18 protein-coding genes are annotated in these 18,731 nt (G+C 63.7%); 11 read left to right on the top strand and 7 right to left on the bottom strand.

Features of this window, described 5'->3' with window-relative positions; translation table 11 throughout:
• Nucleotides 1-196: 196 nt before the first annotated feature.
• From BTW07_RS09050 to BTW07_RS09065, 4 genes are read left to right on the top strand one after another with little or no spacing between them, the layout of a single operon-like run.
• Nucleotides 197-1,138, top strand: coding sequence for a metal ABC transporter substrate-binding protein (locus BTW07_RS09050; RefSeq protein WP_075569854.1), 942 nt, complete (start codon nt 197-199; stop codon nt 1,136-1,138).
• Entirely contained in the window at nt 1,135-2,067 is a 933-nt protein-coding gene (locus tag BTW07_RS09055; protein ID WP_075569855.1) for a manganese/iron ABC transporter ATP-binding protein, read from the top strand. Before BTW07_RS09050 ends, BTW07_RS09055 begins: the two co-directional genes overlap by 4 nt.
• Entirely contained in the window at nt 2,067-3,011 is a 945-nt protein-coding gene (locus BTW07_RS09060) for a metal ABC transporter permease (protein ID WP_083941714.1), read from the top strand. Before BTW07_RS09055 ends, BTW07_RS09060 begins: the two co-directional genes overlap by 1 nt.
• Nucleotides 3,008-3,850, top strand: coding sequence for a metal ABC transporter permease (locus BTW07_RS09065; RefSeq protein ID WP_075569856.1), 843 nt, complete (start codon nt 3,008-3,010; stop codon nt 3,848-3,850). The genes BTW07_RS09060 and BTW07_RS09065 overlap by 4 nt, the downstream gene beginning before the upstream one ends.
• Before the next feature lie 47 nt (nt 3,851-3,897).
• On the opposite strand, the gene BTW07_RS09070 is transcribed toward BTW07_RS09065, so the two are convergent.
• From BTW07_RS09070 to BTW07_RS09085, 4 genes are all read right to left on the bottom strand, one after another.
• Nucleotides 3,898-5,289, bottom strand: coding sequence for a sodium:solute symporter family protein (locus BTW07_RS09070; RefSeq protein WP_075569857.1), 1,392 nt, complete (start codon nt 5,287-5,289; stop codon nt 3,898-3,900).
• A 74-nt stretch (nt 5,290-5,363) separates the two neighbouring features.
• Nucleotides 5,364-6,632 carry a metal-dependent hydrolase family protein gene (locus tag BTW07_RS09075; RefSeq protein ID WP_075569858.1) on the bottom strand — a complete coding sequence of 423 codons (1,269 nt, stop codon included), beginning with the start codon at nt 6,630-6,632 and terminating at the stop codon, nt 5,364-5,366.
• Nucleotides 6,633-6,786: 154 nt separating this feature from the next.
• The gene (locus BTW07_RS09080) at nt 6,787-7,719 is read right to left on the bottom strand and encodes a LysR substrate-binding domain-containing protein (protein ID WP_075569859.1); all 933 of its coding nucleotides are present in this window, start codon (nt 7,717-7,719) and stop codon (nt 6,787-6,789) included.
• Nucleotides 7,720-7,778: 59 nt separating this feature from the next.
• Entirely contained in the window at nt 7,779-8,678 is a 900-nt protein-coding gene (locus tag BTW07_RS09085) for a LysR family transcriptional regulator (RefSeq protein ID WP_075569860.1), read from the bottom strand.
• Between the two features lie 109 nt (nt 8,679-8,787).
• Here BTW07_RS09085 and BTW07_RS09090 point away from each other — a divergent pair, with 109 nt between their 5' ends.
• Nucleotides 8,788-9,657, top strand: coding sequence for an aldo/keto reductase family oxidoreductase (locus tag BTW07_RS09090; protein WP_075569861.1), 870 nt, complete (start codon nt 8,788-8,790; stop codon nt 9,655-9,657).
• Nucleotides 9,658-9,709: 52 nt separating this feature from the next.
• On the opposite strand, the gene BTW07_RS09095 is transcribed toward BTW07_RS09090, so the two are convergent.
• Entirely contained in the window at nt 9,710-10,642 is a 933-nt protein-coding gene (locus BTW07_RS09095; protein ID WP_075569862.1) for a LysR family transcriptional regulator, read from the bottom strand.
• A 130-nt stretch (nt 10,643-10,772) separates the two neighbouring features.
• On the opposite strand from BTW07_RS09095, the gene BTW07_RS09100 reads away from it, so the two are divergent.
• The 5 genes from BTW07_RS09100 to BTW07_RS09120 all read left to right on the top strand — a co-directional run bounded on the left by BTW07_RS09100 (nt 10,773) and on the right by BTW07_RS09120 (nt 15,656).
• The gene (locus BTW07_RS09100) at nt 10,773-11,942 is read left to right on the top strand and encodes a mandelate racemase/muconate lactonizing enzyme family protein (RefSeq protein ID WP_075569863.1); all 1,170 of its coding nucleotides are present in this window, start codon (nt 10,773-10,775) and stop codon (nt 11,940-11,942) included.
• 65 nt (nt 11,943-12,007) lie between these two features.
• Nucleotides 12,008-12,982 (top strand): GTP cyclohydrolase FolE2, encoded by a 975-nt coding sequence (gene folE2, locus BTW07_RS09105; protein WP_075569864.1) that lies wholly within the window; start codon nt 12,008-12,010, stop codon nt 12,980-12,982.
• Nucleotides 12,983-13,061: 79 nt separating this feature from the next.
• Nucleotides 13,062-13,757: an SDR family NAD(P)-dependent oxidoreductase gene (locus BTW07_RS09110; protein ID WP_075569865.1), complete on the top strand. Its 696-nt coding sequence runs from the start codon at nt 13,062-13,064 to the stop codon at nt 13,755-13,757.
• A gap of 165 nt (nt 13,758-13,922) precedes the next feature.
• Nucleotides 13,923-15,056: a TauD/TfdA family dioxygenase gene (locus BTW07_RS09115; protein ID WP_075569876.1), complete on the top strand. Its 1,134-nt coding sequence runs from the start codon at nt 13,923-13,925 to the stop codon at nt 15,054-15,056.
• Complete coding sequence (locus BTW07_RS09120; protein WP_075569866.1) at nt 15,057-15,656, top strand: HD domain-containing protein; 600 nt, start codon at nt 15,057-15,059, stop codon at nt 15,654-15,656.
• A 46-nt stretch (nt 15,657-15,702) separates the two neighbouring features.
• Here BTW07_RS09120 and BTW07_RS09125 read toward each other — a convergent pair whose 3' ends face one another.
• On the bottom strand, nt 15,703-16,611 hold the full coding sequence (locus BTW07_RS09125; RefSeq protein WP_144076877.1) for a LysR family transcriptional regulator: 909 nt from the start codon (nt 16,609-16,611) through the stop codon (nt 15,703-15,705).
• Between the two features lie 150 nt (nt 16,612-16,761).
• Nucleotides 16,762-17,865, bottom strand: coding sequence for an NADH:flavin oxidoreductase/NADH oxidase (locus tag BTW07_RS09130; RefSeq protein ID WP_075569868.1), 1,104 nt, complete (start codon nt 17,863-17,865; stop codon nt 16,762-16,764).
• A 304-nt stretch (nt 17,866-18,169) separates the two neighbouring features.
• On the opposite strand from BTW07_RS09130, the gene BTW07_RS09135 reads away from it, so the two are divergent.
• Nucleotides 18,170-18,731: type VI secretion system Vgr family protein (locus BTW07_RS09135; protein WP_144076880.1), on the top strand; the 562-nt coding region annotated here is incomplete at its 3' end.

Consider the following 18,731-nt stretch of genomic DNA (forward strand, 5'->3'; position numbering starts at 1 on the left):
GCTACAAATAACAACCTTGGGAATAGAGTTAAACCGTGGTTAATTAGACAGGGTCGCTAATCGTTTGCCGTCGAAGCATGGGCTCTGCGATCCCATGAATCAGCGCGCTGACAGAGAGCTGCCCCCGACACTCATGTGGGTGAGCACAATCGCTGGGTGTCTGAGAACCCAAAGCTCGAGAATCAGGAGATGGACCATGAAGCGAGGTTTACAACGTTCGGTACTGCTCGGTGTCGCGAGCGTGATCCTCGGCATCTTGCTCGCTCTCCCCGCCAGCGCTCAGGACACCGGCCAAAACGTGAGCCAGAACAAGTTCAAGGCAGTGACCACCTTTACGGTCATTGCGGACATGGCGCAGCACGTGGCCGGAGACGCCGCAACGGTGGAGCCGATTACCCGGCCGGGCGCCGAGATCCACAACTATGCGCCGACCCCGCGCGACATCCTGCGTGCCCAGGATGCGGACATGATCCTGTGGAACGGGCTCGATCTGGAACGCTGGTTCGAGCGCTTCTTCCACAATCTGAAGGACGTGCCCAGTGTGGTGGTATCGAAAGGCATCGAGCCGATCAGCATCGCCGAGGGTCCGTATGACGGCAAGCCCAACCCGCATGCCTGGATGTCGCCGACAAGCGCCTTGATCTACGTCGACAACATCCGCGACGCGTTCATCGAGCACGACCCGGCCAACGCCGAGACCTACCGCAACAACGCCGAGCGCTACAAGCATGAGATCGAGACCGCCGTTGCGCCCATCCGCGAGTCGCTGGCGCAGATTCCCGAGGAAAATCGCTGGCTGGTGACGAGCGAAGGCGCGTTCTCCTATCTGGCGCGGGATTTCGGCCTGCGCGAGCGCTACCTGTGGCCGATCAATGCCGATCAGCAGGGCACGCCACAGCAGGTTCGCCAGGTCATCGATGTCATTCGCGCCAACGACATTCCGGCGATCTTCAGCGAGAGCACCGTCTCCGACAAACCGGCGCAGCAGGTGGCCCGCGAGACAGGCATCCACTACGGCGGCGTGCTCTACGTCGACTCGCTCAGCGAATCCGACGGCCCGGTACCGACCTATATCGATCTGCTGCGCGTCACTTCGGAGACGATCGTCAAAGGCCTGACCCAGGGGGCGTCATCATGACAACCATCGAGGCTAACACGACATCGACCAACCCCGAGGCGCCATCGGCCGACGTCGAGACAGCTGGTGCCGGCATCCACGTGACCGATGCTGCCGTGATCTATCGCAACGGTCATACCGCCCTGCGCGACACCAGCTTCGAGATCCCCACCGGTACGATCACCGCGCTGGTGGGCGTGAACGGTTCCGGCAAGTCGACACTGTTCAAGGCGATCATGGGGTTCGTGCGTCTGGCTCGAGGCGACATTCGGGTGCTTGGCCTGCCGGCCAAAACGGCGCTCAAGCGCAATCTGATCGCCTACGTGCCACAGTCGGAAGAGGTCGACTGGAACTTCCCGGTGCTGGTCGAGGACGTGGTGATGATGGGGCGCTACGGCCACATGGGGATGCTGCGAATTCCCAAGCGGGCCGACCACGACGCGGTCGAAACCGCGCTGGAACGCGTCAGCATGAGCGAATTCCGCCAGCGTCAGATCGGCGAACTCTCCGGCGGCCAGAAAAAGCGCGTGTTCCTGGCCCGTGCGCTGGCCCAGGATAGCCGGGTGATCCTCCTCGACGAGCCGTTCACCGGGGTCGACGTCCAGACCGAAGATCAGATCATACGGCTGCTGCGCGAACTGCGCGCCGAGGGGCGGGTGATGCTGGTCTCGACCCACAATCTCGGGTCGGTGCCGGAATTCTGCGACCGCACGATAATGATCAAGGGCACGGTGCTCGCCCATGGGCCCACCGACGAGATATTCACCCAGACCAACCTGGAGCGCGCCTTCGGCGGGGTGCTGCGCCATTTCGTGCTCGATCAATCCCAGCAGCCCGGCGTGCCACCCCATGCCGTGGGCGTGTTCACCGACGACGAGCGCCCGCTGGTGCTGCAGAACGGTATTGCCGCGCGGCGCCACCGCAGTACCGGAAAGGGAGGCTCCCGCTGATGGACCTCCTCATGCCGTTCGGCTATCTAGTCGAGCCCTTCGGTTATGGCTACATGCGCAACGCGATGTGGGTGTCGGCACTGGTCGGCGGCGTCTGCGCGTTTCTCTCCTGCTACCTGATGCTCAAGGGCTGGTCGCTGATCGGCGATGCGCTGTCGCATTCGATCGTGCCCGGCGTCGCCGGCGCCTACATGCTGGGACTGCCGTTTTCGCTCGGTGCTTTCTTTGCCGGCGGACTCGCCTCGGCGGCAATGCTGTTTCTCAACCAGCGCAGCAAGCTGAAAGAAGACGTGATCATCGGTCTGATCTTCAGCTCGTTCTTCGGACTGGGGCTGTTCATGGTGTCGCTGTCGCCGACCTCGGTGAACATCCAGACCATCGTGCTCGGCAACATCCTGGCGATCACGCCCACCGATACGCTGCAGCTGGTGACGATCGGCGTGGTCTCGCTGGTCATCCTGCTGGCCAAGTGGAAGGATCTGATGGTGACGTTCTTCGACGAGAGCCACGCCCGCTCGATCGGGCTCAACCCCACCGCGCTCAAGATCCTGTTCTTTACCCTGCTGGCGGCATCCACGGTCGCGGCGTTGCAGACGGTGGGCGCGTTTCTGGTGATCTGCATGGTCATCACGCCGGGAGCCACGGCCTACCTGCTGAGCGACCGCTTCCCGCGGCTGCTGATCATCGCGGTGACGATCGGCACGCTGACCAGCGTCTTCGGCGCCTACGCCAGCTATTTTCTCGATGGCGCCACCGGCGGCATCATCGTGGTGCTGCAGACATCGATTTTCCTGATGGCGTTCCTGTTCGCGCCCAAGCACGGCATGCTGGCGGCAAGACGCCGTGCCGCGGCGTCCCTGGCTCGTGAGCCGGCGCCTGCGCCACGCGAGCCGATGCCGTCGAGGCGATCTTCGGCAACCGACTCCACGGAGCCCCACCGATGAACTGGCTCGATACCCTGTTGATGCCGTTCCAGTTCGGCTTCATGGTCAACGCCATGGTCATCGCCGTGCTGGTCACCGTGCCGATGGCCCTGCTCTCCTGCTTTCTGGTGCTCAAGGGCTGGTCGCTGATGGGGGATGCCATCTCCCACGCCGTCTTTCCGGGCGTGGTGATTGCCTATCTGATCGGTATTCCCTACGCCATCGGCGCCTTCGTCGCCGGCATGTTCTGCGCCGTGGCCACCGGCTTTCTCGAGGAAAACAGCCGGATCAAGCAGGATACGGTGATGGGAATCGTCTATTCCGGCATGTTCGGCATCGGCCTGGTGCTCTACGTCAAGATCCAGTCGACGGTCCATCTCGATCACATCCTGTTCGGCGATATTCTGGGGGTCGCCTGGCGCGACATTTTGGAATCGGCGCTGATCGCCTTGATCACCGTCGGCGTCATCGGTCTCAAGTGGAAGGACTTCCTGCTCCACGCCTTCGACCCGACCCAGGCCCGGGCGGTCGGTCTGCGAACCCGGATGCTGCACTACGGCCTGCTCTGCCTGATCTCGCTGACCATCGTCGGCGCCTTGAAAGCCGCCGGGATCATTCTCGCCATTGCCCTGCTGATCGCCCCCGGCGCCATCGCCTTCCTGCTGACCCGACGCTTCAGCACCATGCTGCTGCTGTCGGCAGTGATGTCCGCCGTCATCGCCTTTCTCGGCGTCTATCTCTCGTTCTTCCTCGACAGCGCGCCGGCCCCGACCATCGTGCTGCTGTTCTCGATCGTCTTCGGGATCGCGTTCCTCGTTTCGACACGACGTGTGGCAAGCCGAGAAACGAAAGCGGGGTAAGGCATTTTGGCCTTACCCCGTCTCCGATGCGAACGGCGACACCTTCCTCAGACGGAGGGCGACTCGACGGCCACCCGCGGCCGGCTCGCCAGGCTCACCCCGATCAGCGTCACCGCCGCCAGCGGCATCGCCACCAGCACGCTGTTCCAGCCCATCGGCTTGCCCAGCGCGATCTCCCACACCAGCGTCACCACGCCGCCGACGATCATTGCCGACAGCGCCCCGGCCGGCGTGGCGCGCGGCCATAGCAGCGCCGCCAGGAACACCGGCGTGATCGCGGCGCCGTACATGCCGTAGGAGTACATCTGCATCGCCAGCACGCTGGGGAAGAAGGCGCCCAGCACCCAGGCCAGAATACCCAACCCGACGACGGTCAGCCGGTTGACCAGCAGCGCCTTTCGCGCCGGGATATCGAGCTTCAATAGGCCACCGAGGATGTCCTGGGTCAGACTGGCCGAGGCGGAGAGCAGATAGCTATTCCCCGTCGTCAGCAGCAGCGCCACGAGCGACGCCAGCAACAGGCCGCCGACCACCGTGGGCAACCCTTCCCGGGCCAGCGTCATCATCGCCGTGGATGGCGTGATATCCGGGAACATCACGCGTGTGGCGCAGACCAGCAGTACGATCAGCGAGGTACACGCGATCGACGCGATGACCAGGCCCATGGCGGCTTTCTTGGCCGTGGCCGGGTCACGCGCGGCGGCAAAGCGCTGGAACAGATTCTGGTCGCCCAGAATCAGCAGGAACAGCGGCAGGAAGTAGCCCAGCGCCTGCCACGGCGACAGCCCGCCCAACAGGGTGTGGTGCGTGGCCGGCAGCGCGTCCATCATGTCGCCGAGACCGCCCAGCCGGGTCAGCACTATCGGCGCCGCGATCAGCATGCTGCCAAAGATGATGATCGCACTCAGGTAGTCGGTGTACGCCACCGAGACCAGGCCGCCCATGGTCGCCAGGCCAATCATGATCGCCGCGGCGATCAGCACGCCCTGCCACACCGGCAGACCGAACGCCAGGTTGAGCGCCTGCCCCGCCCCGGTGAACTGATACGAAACGATGCCGACGTAGGCCAGCAGGATGATCAGCGAAGCGATCGAGCGCGCCGTGGGGCCGAAACGCTCCTCGATCAATCCGGGAATCGTGGTCGCCCGCGAGCGGCGCATCTTCTGCGCCAGCAGGAAGTAGACCACCAGCGCGGCGATCGGCGTCCCGGCGAAGAAGAAGATTGCCGCCCCCGGCCCGTGCTGGAACACGAAGCTGGCACCGCCGACGATCGAGCCCGACCCTACGAAAGTGGCCAGCAGCGTCGCGGTCAGTACCAGCGTGGAGAGCGAACGCCCGGCCACGATGAAGTCGGTGTCGTCGTGGACCTTGCGTCGCGAGAAATAAAGCCCGATGACGACCATCAATACGATATACGCGATGACGAAGAATGCCTGCATGATCGCAGTCTCCTGTTTTGATTGTTATGAGTTGTGATCTTTGTGGGGTGTGGTTGATTCCGGATCGGGCTGGATCAGTGGCCAAGGCGATCCTTGATCGCGCGGCCGCCCTGCATGATCAGCGACAGATGCTTGCCCTGGCCGGTCAGCAGGCTCATGTCTTCCAGCGGATTGCCGTCAACCACGATCAGGTCCGCCCACGCCCCCGGCGCGATGCAGCCGATCTCGCCTTCCATGCGCAGCAGCTTGGCCGCGGTGGAAGTGGCACTGCGAATCACCTCGTGCGGCGGCAGCACCTGAGAGCGGATCACGAACTCTTCCGACTGGTGCGGATGCATCTCGCCGAGCAGATCGGTGCCGTAGGCCATGGGCAGCCCCGCTTCGTGCATGGTGATCAGGCTCTCGAGCCCGGCCAGGCGGACGTCGTCGATCTTGGCGACCGACTCGGGCTTGAGACCGTAGTCGGCACCTTCGATCTTGAGGCGTTCGTAGGTGACCAGCGTCGGGCAGGCCATGGCACCGCGTTCGGCGGCCAGGCGGGCCGTGTCCGCCTCGATCAGATTGCAGTGTTCGAGGGAACGCACCCCGGCCTCGACGGCGCGGCGAATCGCTTCATCGGTGTAAAGATGGGCGCTGACGTAGGTCTGGGCGTTGCTGGCCTCTTCGACGATGGTTTTGAGCTCGTCCACCGAGAAGCTCAAAAACTCGATCGGATCGCTCGGCGACGAGACGCCACCGTTGGCCATCACCTTGATGAACTGCGCACCGGCCTTGATCTCCTGACGCACGGCACGGCGCACCGATTCGACGCCATCGCAGATACGCCCCATCGAACCGAGGCGCCGGGTCTGGTACTGGTCGTCGCGCTCGTCATAGAAGCCGCGGTAATCGTTGTGGCCGCCGGTCTGGGAAAGCGCCTTGCCGCAGATCACCAGCCGCGGGCCGACGAAGTGGCCTTCCGCCACCGCCTGCTGGATGCCGCGATCGGCGCCGCCGACATCGCGGACCGTGGTGAAGCCGCGCATCAGCATGCCCTTCAGGATCGGGGTTGCGCGGGCAGCGATCAAGGAATCCGGCAGCAGCGCGTTGGCGCCGAGATCGGCGGTGGTCGCAATGACGTGAACGTGACAGTCGATCAGGCCCGGCATCAGTGTGCGCCCTTCGAGATCGATCACGCGGGTGTCCCGTGGCGCTTCGATCGGCGTGTCGGAAACCTGGACGATACGGCCGTTCTCGACGAGAACGTGTACTCCGGCACGCGGCTCGGGGGACGAACCATCGACCAGACTGGCGTTACGGAACAGAACGGCTTGCGAGGAGCGTGAAGAGGAAAATTCGGTCATGAATTGGGCTCTCGGGAGGCATTATTGTGCTTGGGAGGTACTGTCGTGATAGTCATCCAAATACGACTTGAGCCTAACCAGCGCTTCGAGCCCCTGAAAAGCGTTAAAAATGCATGCCAGCATGCGGCCAGCGCATCGATCCTGCGTCGGGCGATCAACCTTCCTGCGGCGCCATCTCCAGCAGCCAGCGCTTGAAACAGCGCGTGGCGACATTCTCCCGACGTTCGTCCGGCGTGATCAGAAAATAACCGCCCCCGTGGCTCGCCCAGTGATCAGTCGCGCGGACCAGCCGCCCCCTGTCGATCTGACTGTCGATGACGTGTTGCCAACCCAGCACGATGCCTTCGCCAAGTACCGCCATTTCGACCAGTGGCGGGTAGTGATTGATGGCGATGGCGTTGTTCAGGCTCACCGTCGGCAAATGGTGATAGCGAAACCAGTCACGCCAGGAAATCCACAGACTCTGGGCATCCTCGAGCACCAGCAGCGTCTCCTCACTCAACTGCTCCGGCGTCAACCCCGAGTCCGGCCCCACGCCATGACGCTCCCGGCAGGCGTCGAGATAACCGGGCGCACAGACCGGAAAGACTTTCTCCGGGATCAGATAAGTGGTCTCGAATCCCGGCAGAGATGCCTGCTTCAAGTAGTAAAGCCCGATATCGAACTCGAAGGACGACAGCGACGTCACTCCATCGCGCACGATCAGACGCAGCTTGATATTGGGATATTGACGCCGAAACCGACCCAACCGGGGTGCCATCCAGAACTGCGCCACGCCGGCGGTGCAAGCCACCGTCAGCTCGCTCTCGCCGGTACTTTTCATCACCTCGGCGGTGGCATTGACGCAGTCGTCCAGGATCGAGCGCACCTGCAGCGCATAGGTTTCCCCCGCGCGCGTCAGCGCCAGCTGGCGCTGCTCGCGGATGAAAAGCTTGCGTCCCAGGAACTGCTCCAGGTGAACGATCTGCCGACTCACCGCGCTCTGGGAAAGGTTCAGCTCGACGGCGGCACGAGTAAAACTCATGTGCCGAACGGCCGCCTCGAAGGCGATCAGGGCGTTGAGCGGCGGCAGCGGTGACATGCGCATGAAAAGCTCCACGGAGACAACGGAGAGGAGCAGGATACGTCATCGCGACGTCGAGAACGCTAGCCGCGATCGCGAATGAAATCGATGAAGGCCCGCAGCGGCGCGGGCACCAGCCGGCGATCCGAATAGTAGAGATAAGGCCCGGTGAAACCTTGCCACCAGGGTTCGAGCACCGGTACCAGCCCGCCACTGGCGAGATACGGTTCCAGCCACTGCTCGAAGAGCATGATCAGGCCGACGCCTTGCAACGCCGCTTCGACACCGAGGTCCACGCCACCACCGATGCTGACCGTCAACGGCCCGGCGGGCTCGATGCGAACCGACTCTTCCCCGCGTTCGAACTCCCACGGCGGCAGATTGCCGTTGGTGAAGCGGCCACGAATGCAGGCGTGCTGCAGCAGGTCGCGGGGATGTTCGGGCGTGCCACAGCGCGCCAGATAGTCGGGCGAAGCGGCCAGCGCGAAACGTTGCTCTCGTGGGCCGATGGGCACGGCGATCATGTCCTGCTCGAGCAGTTCATCGTAGCGAATGCCGGCATCGAAGCCTGCCGCCAGCGTATCCGTCGCCGCGCTGTCGGCGGTGATCTCCACGCGGATCTCCGGATAGGCCTTGAGGAAGTCGGGCAGGATCGATGGCAGAATCAACCGCGCCGCGCTGACCGGCACGTTGAGACGCAACGTGCCGGCCGGGCGATCCCGGAACCCGTTGACCGCGTCCAGCGCGCTTTCCACTTCCTCGATCGCCGGCGCCAGCCGCGAGACCAGCGCGGCGCCGGCCTCGGTCAGCGTCACCGCCCGGGTGGTGCGATGGAACAGTCGAATAGCGAGGGCGGTCTCGGCGCGGCGCACCGCATCGCTCAAGCGCGACGGGCTGGTGGCGGTGAGCCGTGCCGCTTCGCGAAATCCCTTGGCCTTGGCAACGGCCAGCACCGCCTGGAGATCACCGAGATCGGCGCTCATTGTGCATTTCTCCGTACGAGCTGTATCGATTGGCTGGAATAGTCGCACAGCATCGAGAGGTCTACGATAAAACCGTCCGACATCCGCTATTCGACACAGGAGTGAACGCATGTCCCTCATCGACAAAGCCGGTACTTATACCCTCGGCGATCGCCAGGTCAAACGACTGGGCTACGGGGCGATGCAGCTCGCCGGCCCCGGCGTATTCGGTCCGCCCAAGGATCCGGCGCGTGCCGTGCAGGTGCTGAAGGACGCGATTGCTGCCGGCATCGATCATATCGACACCTCGGATTTCTACGGCCCGCACATCACCAATCAGCTGATCAAACAGGCACTGCACCCTTATCCCGACGATCTCTGCCTCGTCACCAAGGTCAGCGCCCGACGCGATGAAACCGGCGCCTGGCTGCCCGCGCTTTCGCCGGCAGAGCTGACCCAGGCGGTGGAAGACAACCTGCGCAATCTGGACCTGGAGCAGATGGAGGTCGTCAACCTGCGCAGCATGCTGGACGTGCACGGGCCGGCCGAAGGCTCGCTGGAGGCGCCGCTGACGACCCTCGCCGAACTCCGCGAGCGCGGCCTGATCAAGCACATCGGGCTGAGCAACGTCACTGCCAGGCAGGTCGCCGATGGACAGAAGATCGTGCCCATCGTCTGCGTGCAGAACCAGTACAACCTGGCCAATCGGGCCGATGATTTGCTGATCGATCAGCTCGCCGCGGACGGCATTCCCTACGTGCCGTTCTTCCCGCTGGGCGGATTCACGCCCCTGCAGTCGGACACGCTCTCCGACGTGGCGAAGACGCTCGAGGCCACGCCGATGCAGGTGGCGCTGGCCTGGCTGCTCAAGCGCTCGCCCAACATTCTGCTGATCCCCGGCACCTCATCGCCCGGGCATCTGCAGCAGAATATCCAGGCGGCCGCGCTGGAGATCCCCGCGGCGCAGATGGCGTTGCTGGATCGTATCGGCGGTCAGTAGAGTGATCGACGCGGGCGCGCTCGGAAGCGTCGCGGCGGTCTCATTTCGTGTCCTAATCCCGTGTCGTCAAACGCTCCCAGAACGCTTCGGCGAAAGCCGGCAGCGTTGTCCTGGCGCGGGTCACGTGAATCTCGACGGGGATGTCCCAGGCCGGTCCAAGCGCCCGGACCAGTTGCTCCTCGCGCCATTCCGACTCCGCCAGGATGAGCGGCAGCCAGGCCATGCCCTTGTTCTCCAGCGCCATCGACATCAATACCGCCGCCAGGTGGCTCGAGAACAGCGGCGCTCGTGGGGCGAATTCAGCATTGCTGCGCAGCCGGTGGGAAACGATGCGCCCCAATCCCGACGCATCGGTGTAGGCCAGATACGGAACGGCGGGATCGTCCGCCGGCAGGAATTCGGGATCGAGGCCCGCCGCTGCGTCCTTGCCCTCGCCGAGTTTTCTGCTCAATTCCGCACCGATCAGCGGTACCAGGGTGTCCTTGGCGATCTTTCGACTCTCGAACCGGCCCGGATCGAGCCGCGTGGGTACCTCCGGGTGACGGTGACTGAGCAGGAAATGCACCCGCCCCTGCGTCAGCCTCTGCTCGCATTCCGCCATGCTCTCGGTATGGAGCTGCAGCGCCTCGATCGGCGCCCCCTTCTCGACCTGACGGATCCAGCGCGGAAAGAACGTGAACGACAGCGAATGTGTCGCCGCGAACTGCAGCGTTCGGGCGGCCTTGCCCGCCACCTCCCGAACCTCTTCACGCAACCGATGCAGACGGGTGGCGGACTCGAGAGCGCCGCCCTGCATCGCCCGCCCCGCCTCGGTCAGCGACGTCCCCTGTGGCGTACGCACGAACAGGGTGACGCCCATCCACGTCTCCAGCGCCCGTATCCGTCGGCTAAAGGCCGGCTGGGTGATATGGCGCGCCTCCGCGGCACGCACGAAGCTGCCGTGCTCCGCCAGCGCAATGAAATCTTCGAGCCAGACCAGTTCCATGGGTCGATTCCTGTGACCGGATGCCAATAGCAATGCCGTTTCGGCATGACTAACCTCGTTAATAGCATTGGTTGGCGAGCCGGGGCCAGGGCTATCGTGGCTTTCACCATCCCCTGTCGAGTATTCCGCCATGCGTATTGTGGACATCCGTGAACAGACCGCATCGATCGCCTCCCCCATCGCCAATGCCTATATCGATTTCTCCAAGATGACCTGTTCGGTCGTTGCGGTCGTCACCGACGTGATCCGCGACGGCAAGCCGGTCATCGGTTACGGCTTCAACTCCAACGGCCGCTACGGCCAGGGTGCGCTGATGCGCGATCGCTTTCTGGCGCGGGTGCTGGAGGCCGATCCCGAGACGCTGATCGATCACGATCGCGACAACCTGGACCCGTTCGCCATCTGGAAGACCTTGATGACCAACGAGAAGCCGGGCGGCCACGGCGAGCGCTCGGTGGCGGTCGGCACGATCGACATGGCGGTCTGGGACGCCGTGGCCAAGATCGAAGGCAAGCCGCTCTATCGACTGCTGGCGGAGCGCTACCGTGATGGGCAGGCCGATGACAAGGTGTGGGTCTACGCCGCCGGCGGTTACTACTACCCCGGCAAGGACCACTCGAAGCTGCAGGAGGAGATGCGGGGCTATCTCGATCGCGGCTACAGCGTGGTCAAGATGAAGATCGGCGCCGCCCCGTTGGACGAGGACCTGCGCCGGATTGACGCGGTGCTGAAGGTGGTGGGAGACGGCAGCCGCCTGGCGGTCGACGCCAACGGGCGCTTCGACCAGGCGACGGCCATCGCCTACGCCGAGGCGCTCAAGCCCTACGGCCTGTTCTGGTACGAAGAGGCCGGCGATCCGCTCGATTACGCCTTGCAGGCGGAACTGGCGAACCACTACGAGCTGCCCATGGCGACCGGCGAAAACCTGTTCTCGCATCAGGATGCCCGCAACCTGCTGCGCTACGCCGGCATGCGCCCGGATCGCGACTACCTGCAGTTCGACTGCGCGCTCTCCTACGGGCTGGTGGAGTATCTGCGTACGCTCGATGTCATGGCCGAGATGGGCTGGTCCAGCCGCCGCGTGGTACCCCACGGTGGCCACCAGATGTCGCTCAATATCGCCGCCGGCCTGCACCTGGGCGGCAACGAATCCTACCCGGACGTGTTCCAGCCCTTCGGCGGTTTCGCCGACGGCATCCAGGTGGAAGATGGCTACGTTGCCCTGCCCGAGGTCCCGGGCGTCGGCTTCGAAGCGAAGTCGGCGCTCTACAAGGTCATGCGCGAACTCGGCGGCGAGTGAAGGTTGTGCGCATCGACGTCAAAAGATATGTTATAAAATAACATTTATGATATCGATGAGCACTCATGAACCTCACCGTACCGCCGCTACCGGATGTCGCCGCTGGGCGCGAACCGGAACCGTCCAGGGCATCGTCTTGCCGCGCCCTGCAACACGTCGGCATGCAGGGCATCGCCACCCGCCTGCAATGGGAGGATGGCACTCGGCTGCCCGCCACCGCCGACGTCAGTGTCGATCTCGCCGCCGGCCAGCGCGGTATTCACATGTCCCGGCTCTATCGGCTGCTGGACCGACTCGACGAGTCGCCGCTGACACCGGCCGGATTGACGACGCTGGGTAACGCCTTGCTGGATAGCCAGCAAGGCATCAGCCAGGTCCTGATGCTGGCGCTGCACTTCGAGCTGCCATTGCGACGCCCGGCCCTGCTCAGCGACGCGAGCGGATGGCGTCACTATCCGTGCAGGCTGGAATTGAAAGGCAGCCGAGAAGCGCTTGAGACCATACTGACGCTATCAATCGACTACGCCTCCACCTGCCCCTGCTCGACCGCGCTGGCGCGCCACGCCATGGCCCGGGACTGGCGCCATTGGGTGGAAGAACAGAGGCATGCCGACATCGATGCCGGGACCGTCGCCGACTGGATCGAGCACCAGGGCGCTTTCCCCACGCCGCACAGTCAGCGCAGCCGGGCCGCTCTCTCGCTCACGCTAAGTCCCCGGGCGGCATTCGCCGCTGCCGATCGTATCGATACTTTCGAGCGCTTGCTGCAGACACCGGTTCAGACACTGGTAAAACGGATCGACGAGCAGGCCTTTGCAGAGCGCAATGGCGCCAACCTGATGTTCTGCGAGTATGCCGCCCGACGTCTGGCCGAGGGCTGCGATGCCCAACCCGACGTCACGGGCTATCGCATCGAGATCGTCCATGCCGAAAGCCTGCATGCCCATGATGCGATTGCCGTGGTGGAACGCGATTTCGAGCCATGGCGCCCTGCAGCGGAGAGGGCCGGATCCCTCGCGAAATACGAACCGCCCCGCTAGGCTGATCGAGCCATCAGAGACTTCGTCAGCGGGTCGCCACCCGTTCCACCACCTTTCGTATCCACTCCAGGAGCCGGAAATGTCCAACGATGCCCCCGTGGTCATGATCAGCGGTGCCAACCGCGGCATCGGCGCCGCCATCGCCGAGACGCTTCACGCTGCTGGCTGGCGCGTCAGCCTCGGCTGCCGAAGCGAGCCCGTCGAACGCCCGGAGCGCAATGACTGGCTGGTCTGCCACTACGATGCGCTGGACTCACAAAGCGCCCGGAGCTGGGTCGAGGAGACCGTGCGCGTATTCGGCGGCATCGATGCGCTGGTCAACAACGCCGGCATTCTCAGCCGCGCCTCGGTGCTGGAAGCGGACGGCGACGAATTCGATCGGGTCATGGCGGTCAACGCCAAGGCGCCGATGCTGCTGACGCAGCAGGCCTGGCCGCACCTGGTCGAGGCCGACCAGGGCAAGGTGGTGTCGATCGTGTCGCTGTCGGGAAAGCGGGTGCGCTCGCCGGGGTCGGGGCTCTACGCCATGAGCAAGTTCGCGGCGCAGGCGTTCATTCACGGGCTGCGCCACTGCAGCGCTGAGACCCGCGTGCGCGCCACCGCGATCTGCCCGGGCTTCGTCGCCACCGACATGGCCGCTGGCGCCAATGTCGACGCCGAGGAGGTCACACAGCCCAATGACGTGGCACGTATCGTTCGCCTGCTGCTGGAACTGCCGCCGTCGGCCAGCGTTGCCGAAGTCCCGGTCAACTGGCGGATCGAGGATACGGTCTGAGCGCAGCCGCCCGGCCCCTGCCGCGATTCTTCGATTTCGGTCCGGGCGGCTCGACCATAAAATAAATGCATGTCGTCGATAAGAGAAAGCCTCTACCGGCAGGCGATGCCGCGTTTCATGCTGTGGGCACCCATCCCCTGGCTCAGCGAAACGAGGTTCGAAGACATGTCAGCACAGAACGGTTTCGACATCATCGATCACCCGCCGGCGCTCCGGCTGCGAGGCGACGGTGAAACCCACGAACTCAGCCCGCTCTGGCTGAGAGAGCGCACCCAGGCTCCCGATCAGCTGGAACCCATGACGCAACAGCGTCTGTTCGATTCCCATGCGATTGACGTCGACCTGGCCATTACCTCGCTGACGGCGAAGGGAGAGGACCAGGTGGAAGTTGTCTTCAGCGACGGACACCAGGAAGTCTTCGATCTCGACATGCTGCGGGAAGCGGCCCTGGACGAGAGCCCGTTCCCTGAAGCGACGCCGTGGGACTCGACGCTGGATCAAACGCTGGTGCGTCACGACTGGGAAGCGGTGATCGAAGACGATGCCGCTTTTCGCCGTTCGCTGGATGCCTACCTGCGCTACGGTTACCTCATCCTTCGCAACGTGCCGACCGACCCCGAGCGCATTCTCGAGGTGGGCGCCAAGTACGGCTACGTGAAGGAGACCAATTTCGGCCGCTACTTCGAGGTCTACTCGCGTCCCAGCGGCAACGATCTGGCCTATCGCAGCGTGGCGTTGGGGCCGCATACCGATAATCCCTACCGCAATCCGGTACCCGGGATCCAGCTGCTGCACTGCCTGGTCAATGAAACCAGCGGCGGGTTGTCCACGCTCGTCGACAGCCTGAGGGGGCTGGAACAGTTGAAGCGCGAGATGCCGGAGGGCTATGAACTGCTCAAGCAGACGCCGGTACGCTTTCGGTTCGTCGATGCCGGTACGGAACTCGTGACTCATCGCAGCATGATTCAGACCGATGCCGAAGGCCGGCCAACCGGCGTTCACTACAGCCCACGCCTGGATAAATTGCCGCTGCTGAACGATGCGAGTACACGTCTTTTCCATCTTGCCAGGCAGCGCCTGGGGGCGCTTTTCACGGACCCAAGCTACGAGATCCGCTTTGCGCTGGCTGCCGGGGAACTAATGCTGTTCGACAACAGCCGCGTGCTGCACGGCAGGACCAGCTACGACACCAATGAAGGCTTCCGCCATCTGCAGGGCTGTTACCTCGATATCGACGGGCCGCGCGAACGTTATGCCAGCGTGGCGAAACTGCGCCAGACCGAAGAGGAGATCGCCTGAATGCAACAAGTCTCGTTTCGTCAGATGAAGGACGGCACTCGCGAAGAGTACGTTTTTCTCGAGAAACTCGAAGCGCAATTCAATGAAGGACTGGTCGACCGACTGCTCGCCGCGCTACGCAATCTGGACAACACGCTGAGCGGATACCAGGTTTCTCGTCTGACGCACTCGCTACAGTCCGCCGCGAGAGCGCAGGCCGACGGCGCCGACGACGATCTCATCGTTGGCGCCCTGCTCCATGATCTGGGCGATGAACTGGCGCCCTACAATCACTCGCAGCTCGCCGCGTCCATCATCCGTCCCTACGTGCGCGGTGAGGTGACCTGGATCATTCACCACCACGGCCTGTTCCAGCAGGTCTACTACGCCCATTTCTACGGCGAAGACCCGAACGAACGGGACCGCTTCATCGATCATCCCTGGTATCAGAGCTGCGTCGACTTCTGCGAGCGCTATGACCAGGCATCCTTCGATCCGGATTATCCGACGCCGCCGCTCGAACACTTCGAGCCGCTTCTACGCCGGGTGTTTGCAAGACGCCCCTTCGACCCTGACGTGATCGGCGAAGAGCAGCCCCTGGCTCTAATGACAGGCGCCTGATGACCGGCGCCTGACGGCGGCGGCCCCTTCGGTTTCGGCGCAGGATTCACTCCGTGGTGTTCTGAAGTGCGTTAATCAGCCAGGCCTTTACCGGCTGCGTCACGGCATTGGCGGAGTACTTGAGCTCCATCCAGTAGCCGTGATCCTCCCGCGTCACGGCAGGCCCGAGGACAACCAGCTGCCCTCGGGCGAGATGCTTCTCGACCACGAACTCCCATCCGAGCGCCACGCCGCTGCCCTCCAGCGCCGCATTCAGGACCAGCGGATAGTTGCGATAGGCAAAGAAGTCTTCATCCATCGGCATCTCGATCCCCACAGCCCGGGCCCACTGCGCCCAGTCGAGCCAGCGCGGGTCCCTGGCGTCCTGATGCAGAAGCGCCAATCGGGCAAGGTCGTCGATGGACTGAATCCGCTCGACACCGCAGCGCGCAGCGTAGGCGGGCGAGCAGACGGGAAAGACCTTCTCGCCGGCTACCCGTACCGCGTCGTCGTTGACCGGCCTGCGGCCGAACCGGATGGCGATATCCGCCGACTGCATCTCGGCATCGTCGTCGCGGTCGATCGGCAGAACGCTGAAGCGAAACTCGGGAAAGGCCGCTTTCAATGCCGGCATCCGGGGCAGCAGACACAGATGGGTGAAGCCGGCTCCGGCGGCGATGGAGACCGACGGTCGCATCTTCTGGCCCGCACGTCGGGCATGGCGACAGGCGTCATCGATGATTTGCAGGCCCTGCGCGACCGACTTGTAGAAGTCGTCACCCTGTCGGGTTGGCATCAGACGCCCGCCCCGCCGATCGAACAGCGATACGCCAAGCGAGTCTTCGAGCGCGCGGATACGCTGCGAGACGACCGGCTGCGAGAGCCCCATCTCCTCCGCGGCCGCCGTCATCGAACCGAGGCGGACCGTCGATTCGAAGACGCTCAGTGCCGGCAGCGAAGGCCACTTCTTCTTCATGTCCCGTCCATCCTCCTGCTCCAGCTCCAGCTCGCATTCGCCAGGCCCCGCCGGAACCGGCGCAAGGCGATGACCGCGCCCGATGGATAGCACGGCATCGCGATCCGGTACAGCGGTTGCTCCACCTTGGACTTCCTCCGCCGGAAGCCGTCAGACGTCGAACAGCCCTTTCAACGTGTGGGGCTGGCTACGCAGGTACTGCTTCGGAGCGTGGACGCTGGCACCCAGCTTGGCGGCGGCGTGCCACGGCCAGCGCGGATCAAAGAGCATGCCGCGGGCCAGCGCGACGGCATCCGCTTCACCGCTGAACACGATGCCTTCGGCCTGCTCCGGCTCGGTGATCAGACCGACGGCGATGACCGGCATGGCGACCTCCTGCTTGATGCGCCGCGCGAACGGCACCTGATAGCTGGGACCGACATCGAGCGCCTGGCGCGGATCTAGACCGCCACCGGAGCAATCGATGAAGCTGCAGCCGCGGGCGTCCAGCGCCTTGGCCAATTCCACGCTCTGCGCCAGATCCCAGCCGCCCTCGACCCAGTCACTGCCGGAGATACGAATACCCACCGGCTTCTGCTGCGGGAAGACCTCGCGGACGGCGTCGAAGATTTCCAGCACGATCCGCATACGGTTTTCGAGGCTGCCACCGTACTGGTCATCGCGCTGGTTGGAGAGCGGCGACAGAAATTCATGCAGCAGATAACCATGGGCCGCATGGAGCTCGATCAGATCGAAACCCAGCCGATCGGCACGCTTGGCCGAGGTCACGAAGCCGTCCTTGAGCGCTTCGATATCGTCGAGGCTCATCGCTTTCGGCGGACGCTGATCGTCCTGATACGCGACCTCGGAGGGCGCCACGGTCTGCCAGCCGCCCTGCTCGAGCGACAGCTGCGTGCCACCTTCCCACGGCGCCTGACAGGAGGCCTTGCGCCCGGCGTGCCCGAGCTGGATACCGACCGGCATCGGCGAGTGACCACGCACGGACTCGAGCATGCGCGCCATCGCCTTCTCGTTATCGTCCGAATAGAGGCCCACGTCGCCTGGGGTGATGCGCCCTTCCGGGGCGACAGAGGAGGCTTCGACGATCAGCAGTCCGGCACCGGAGAGCGCCAGGTTGCCGAGATGGATCGTATGCCAGTCAGTCATGTTGCCGTGCACGTCGGCGGAATACTGGCACATCGGTGAAATGACGATGCGATTGGCCAGTTCGAGCTCGGCGAGCTTGAGCGGCGCAAACAGCTTGGGAGATGCCATGGACAATGTTTCCTGAAATGAATGATGGCAAAAATGTAGCTGGCTAATTATTGCATTGCAATTGCAGAACATGACTCTCGAATGAATGGAGGAGCAAGCTCGCGCGGCAATGGGCAATTCAAGATGGCGACAAGAGAGCGATGACAGTGACGACGTCGTCAAAAAGTCTTAAGTCATCTATGGCGATTCTCCTACAAACATCCGGTAGATACCGCGTTATCCTACCGAATGGCATCATGTAGGGTCATCGCTAGCCGATTGCCCGGCCACACGAAAACCTGAGTCCCGTCATCAGGAAGAGAACATGCTCAACGACCTTCTCGACACCTTCGATATCGGGCTGTCGCAGTCCCAGCGGCTGCTGACGCTGGAGATCGCCGGGGCTTCGTTGCTGCCCCATCGGCTGGTGGGCGAGGAGCGCGTCAGCGAGCCGTTCACCTACACCCTCGACTGCATCTCCCAGCAGGGCGACATCGAGCTCAAGACGCTGATGGCGCAGCCGGCCCGGCTCTCGATCCTGCAGGCCGACGGCAGCTACCGCCCGCTGCACGGGCTGGTCAGCGAGGCCGCATTGCTGGGCGAGGATGGCGGCGTCACCTATTACCAGCTCACCCTGGTGCCGTGGCTGGCGATGCTGAAGCTCGGTCGCGACAGCCGGATCTTCCAGGATCGCAGCGTCGCCGATGTCCTCACCGACGTGTTCGACGGCCATGAACTGGCCAAGGGCCGCTACCGCTTCGACCTGCGTCGCGACTATCCCGCCCGCAGCTACTGCGTGCAGTATCGAGAGAGCGACTTCAACTTCGTCAGTCGGCTCTGCGAGGAAGAAGGTCTCTTTTACTATGCAGAGTTTGCGGGCGACGACG

This window comes from Salinicola socius (assembly GCF_001937195.1).
GTDB classification, from domain to species: Bacteria; Pseudomonadota; Gammaproteobacteria; order Pseudomonadales; family Halomonadaceae; genus Salinicola; species Salinicola socius.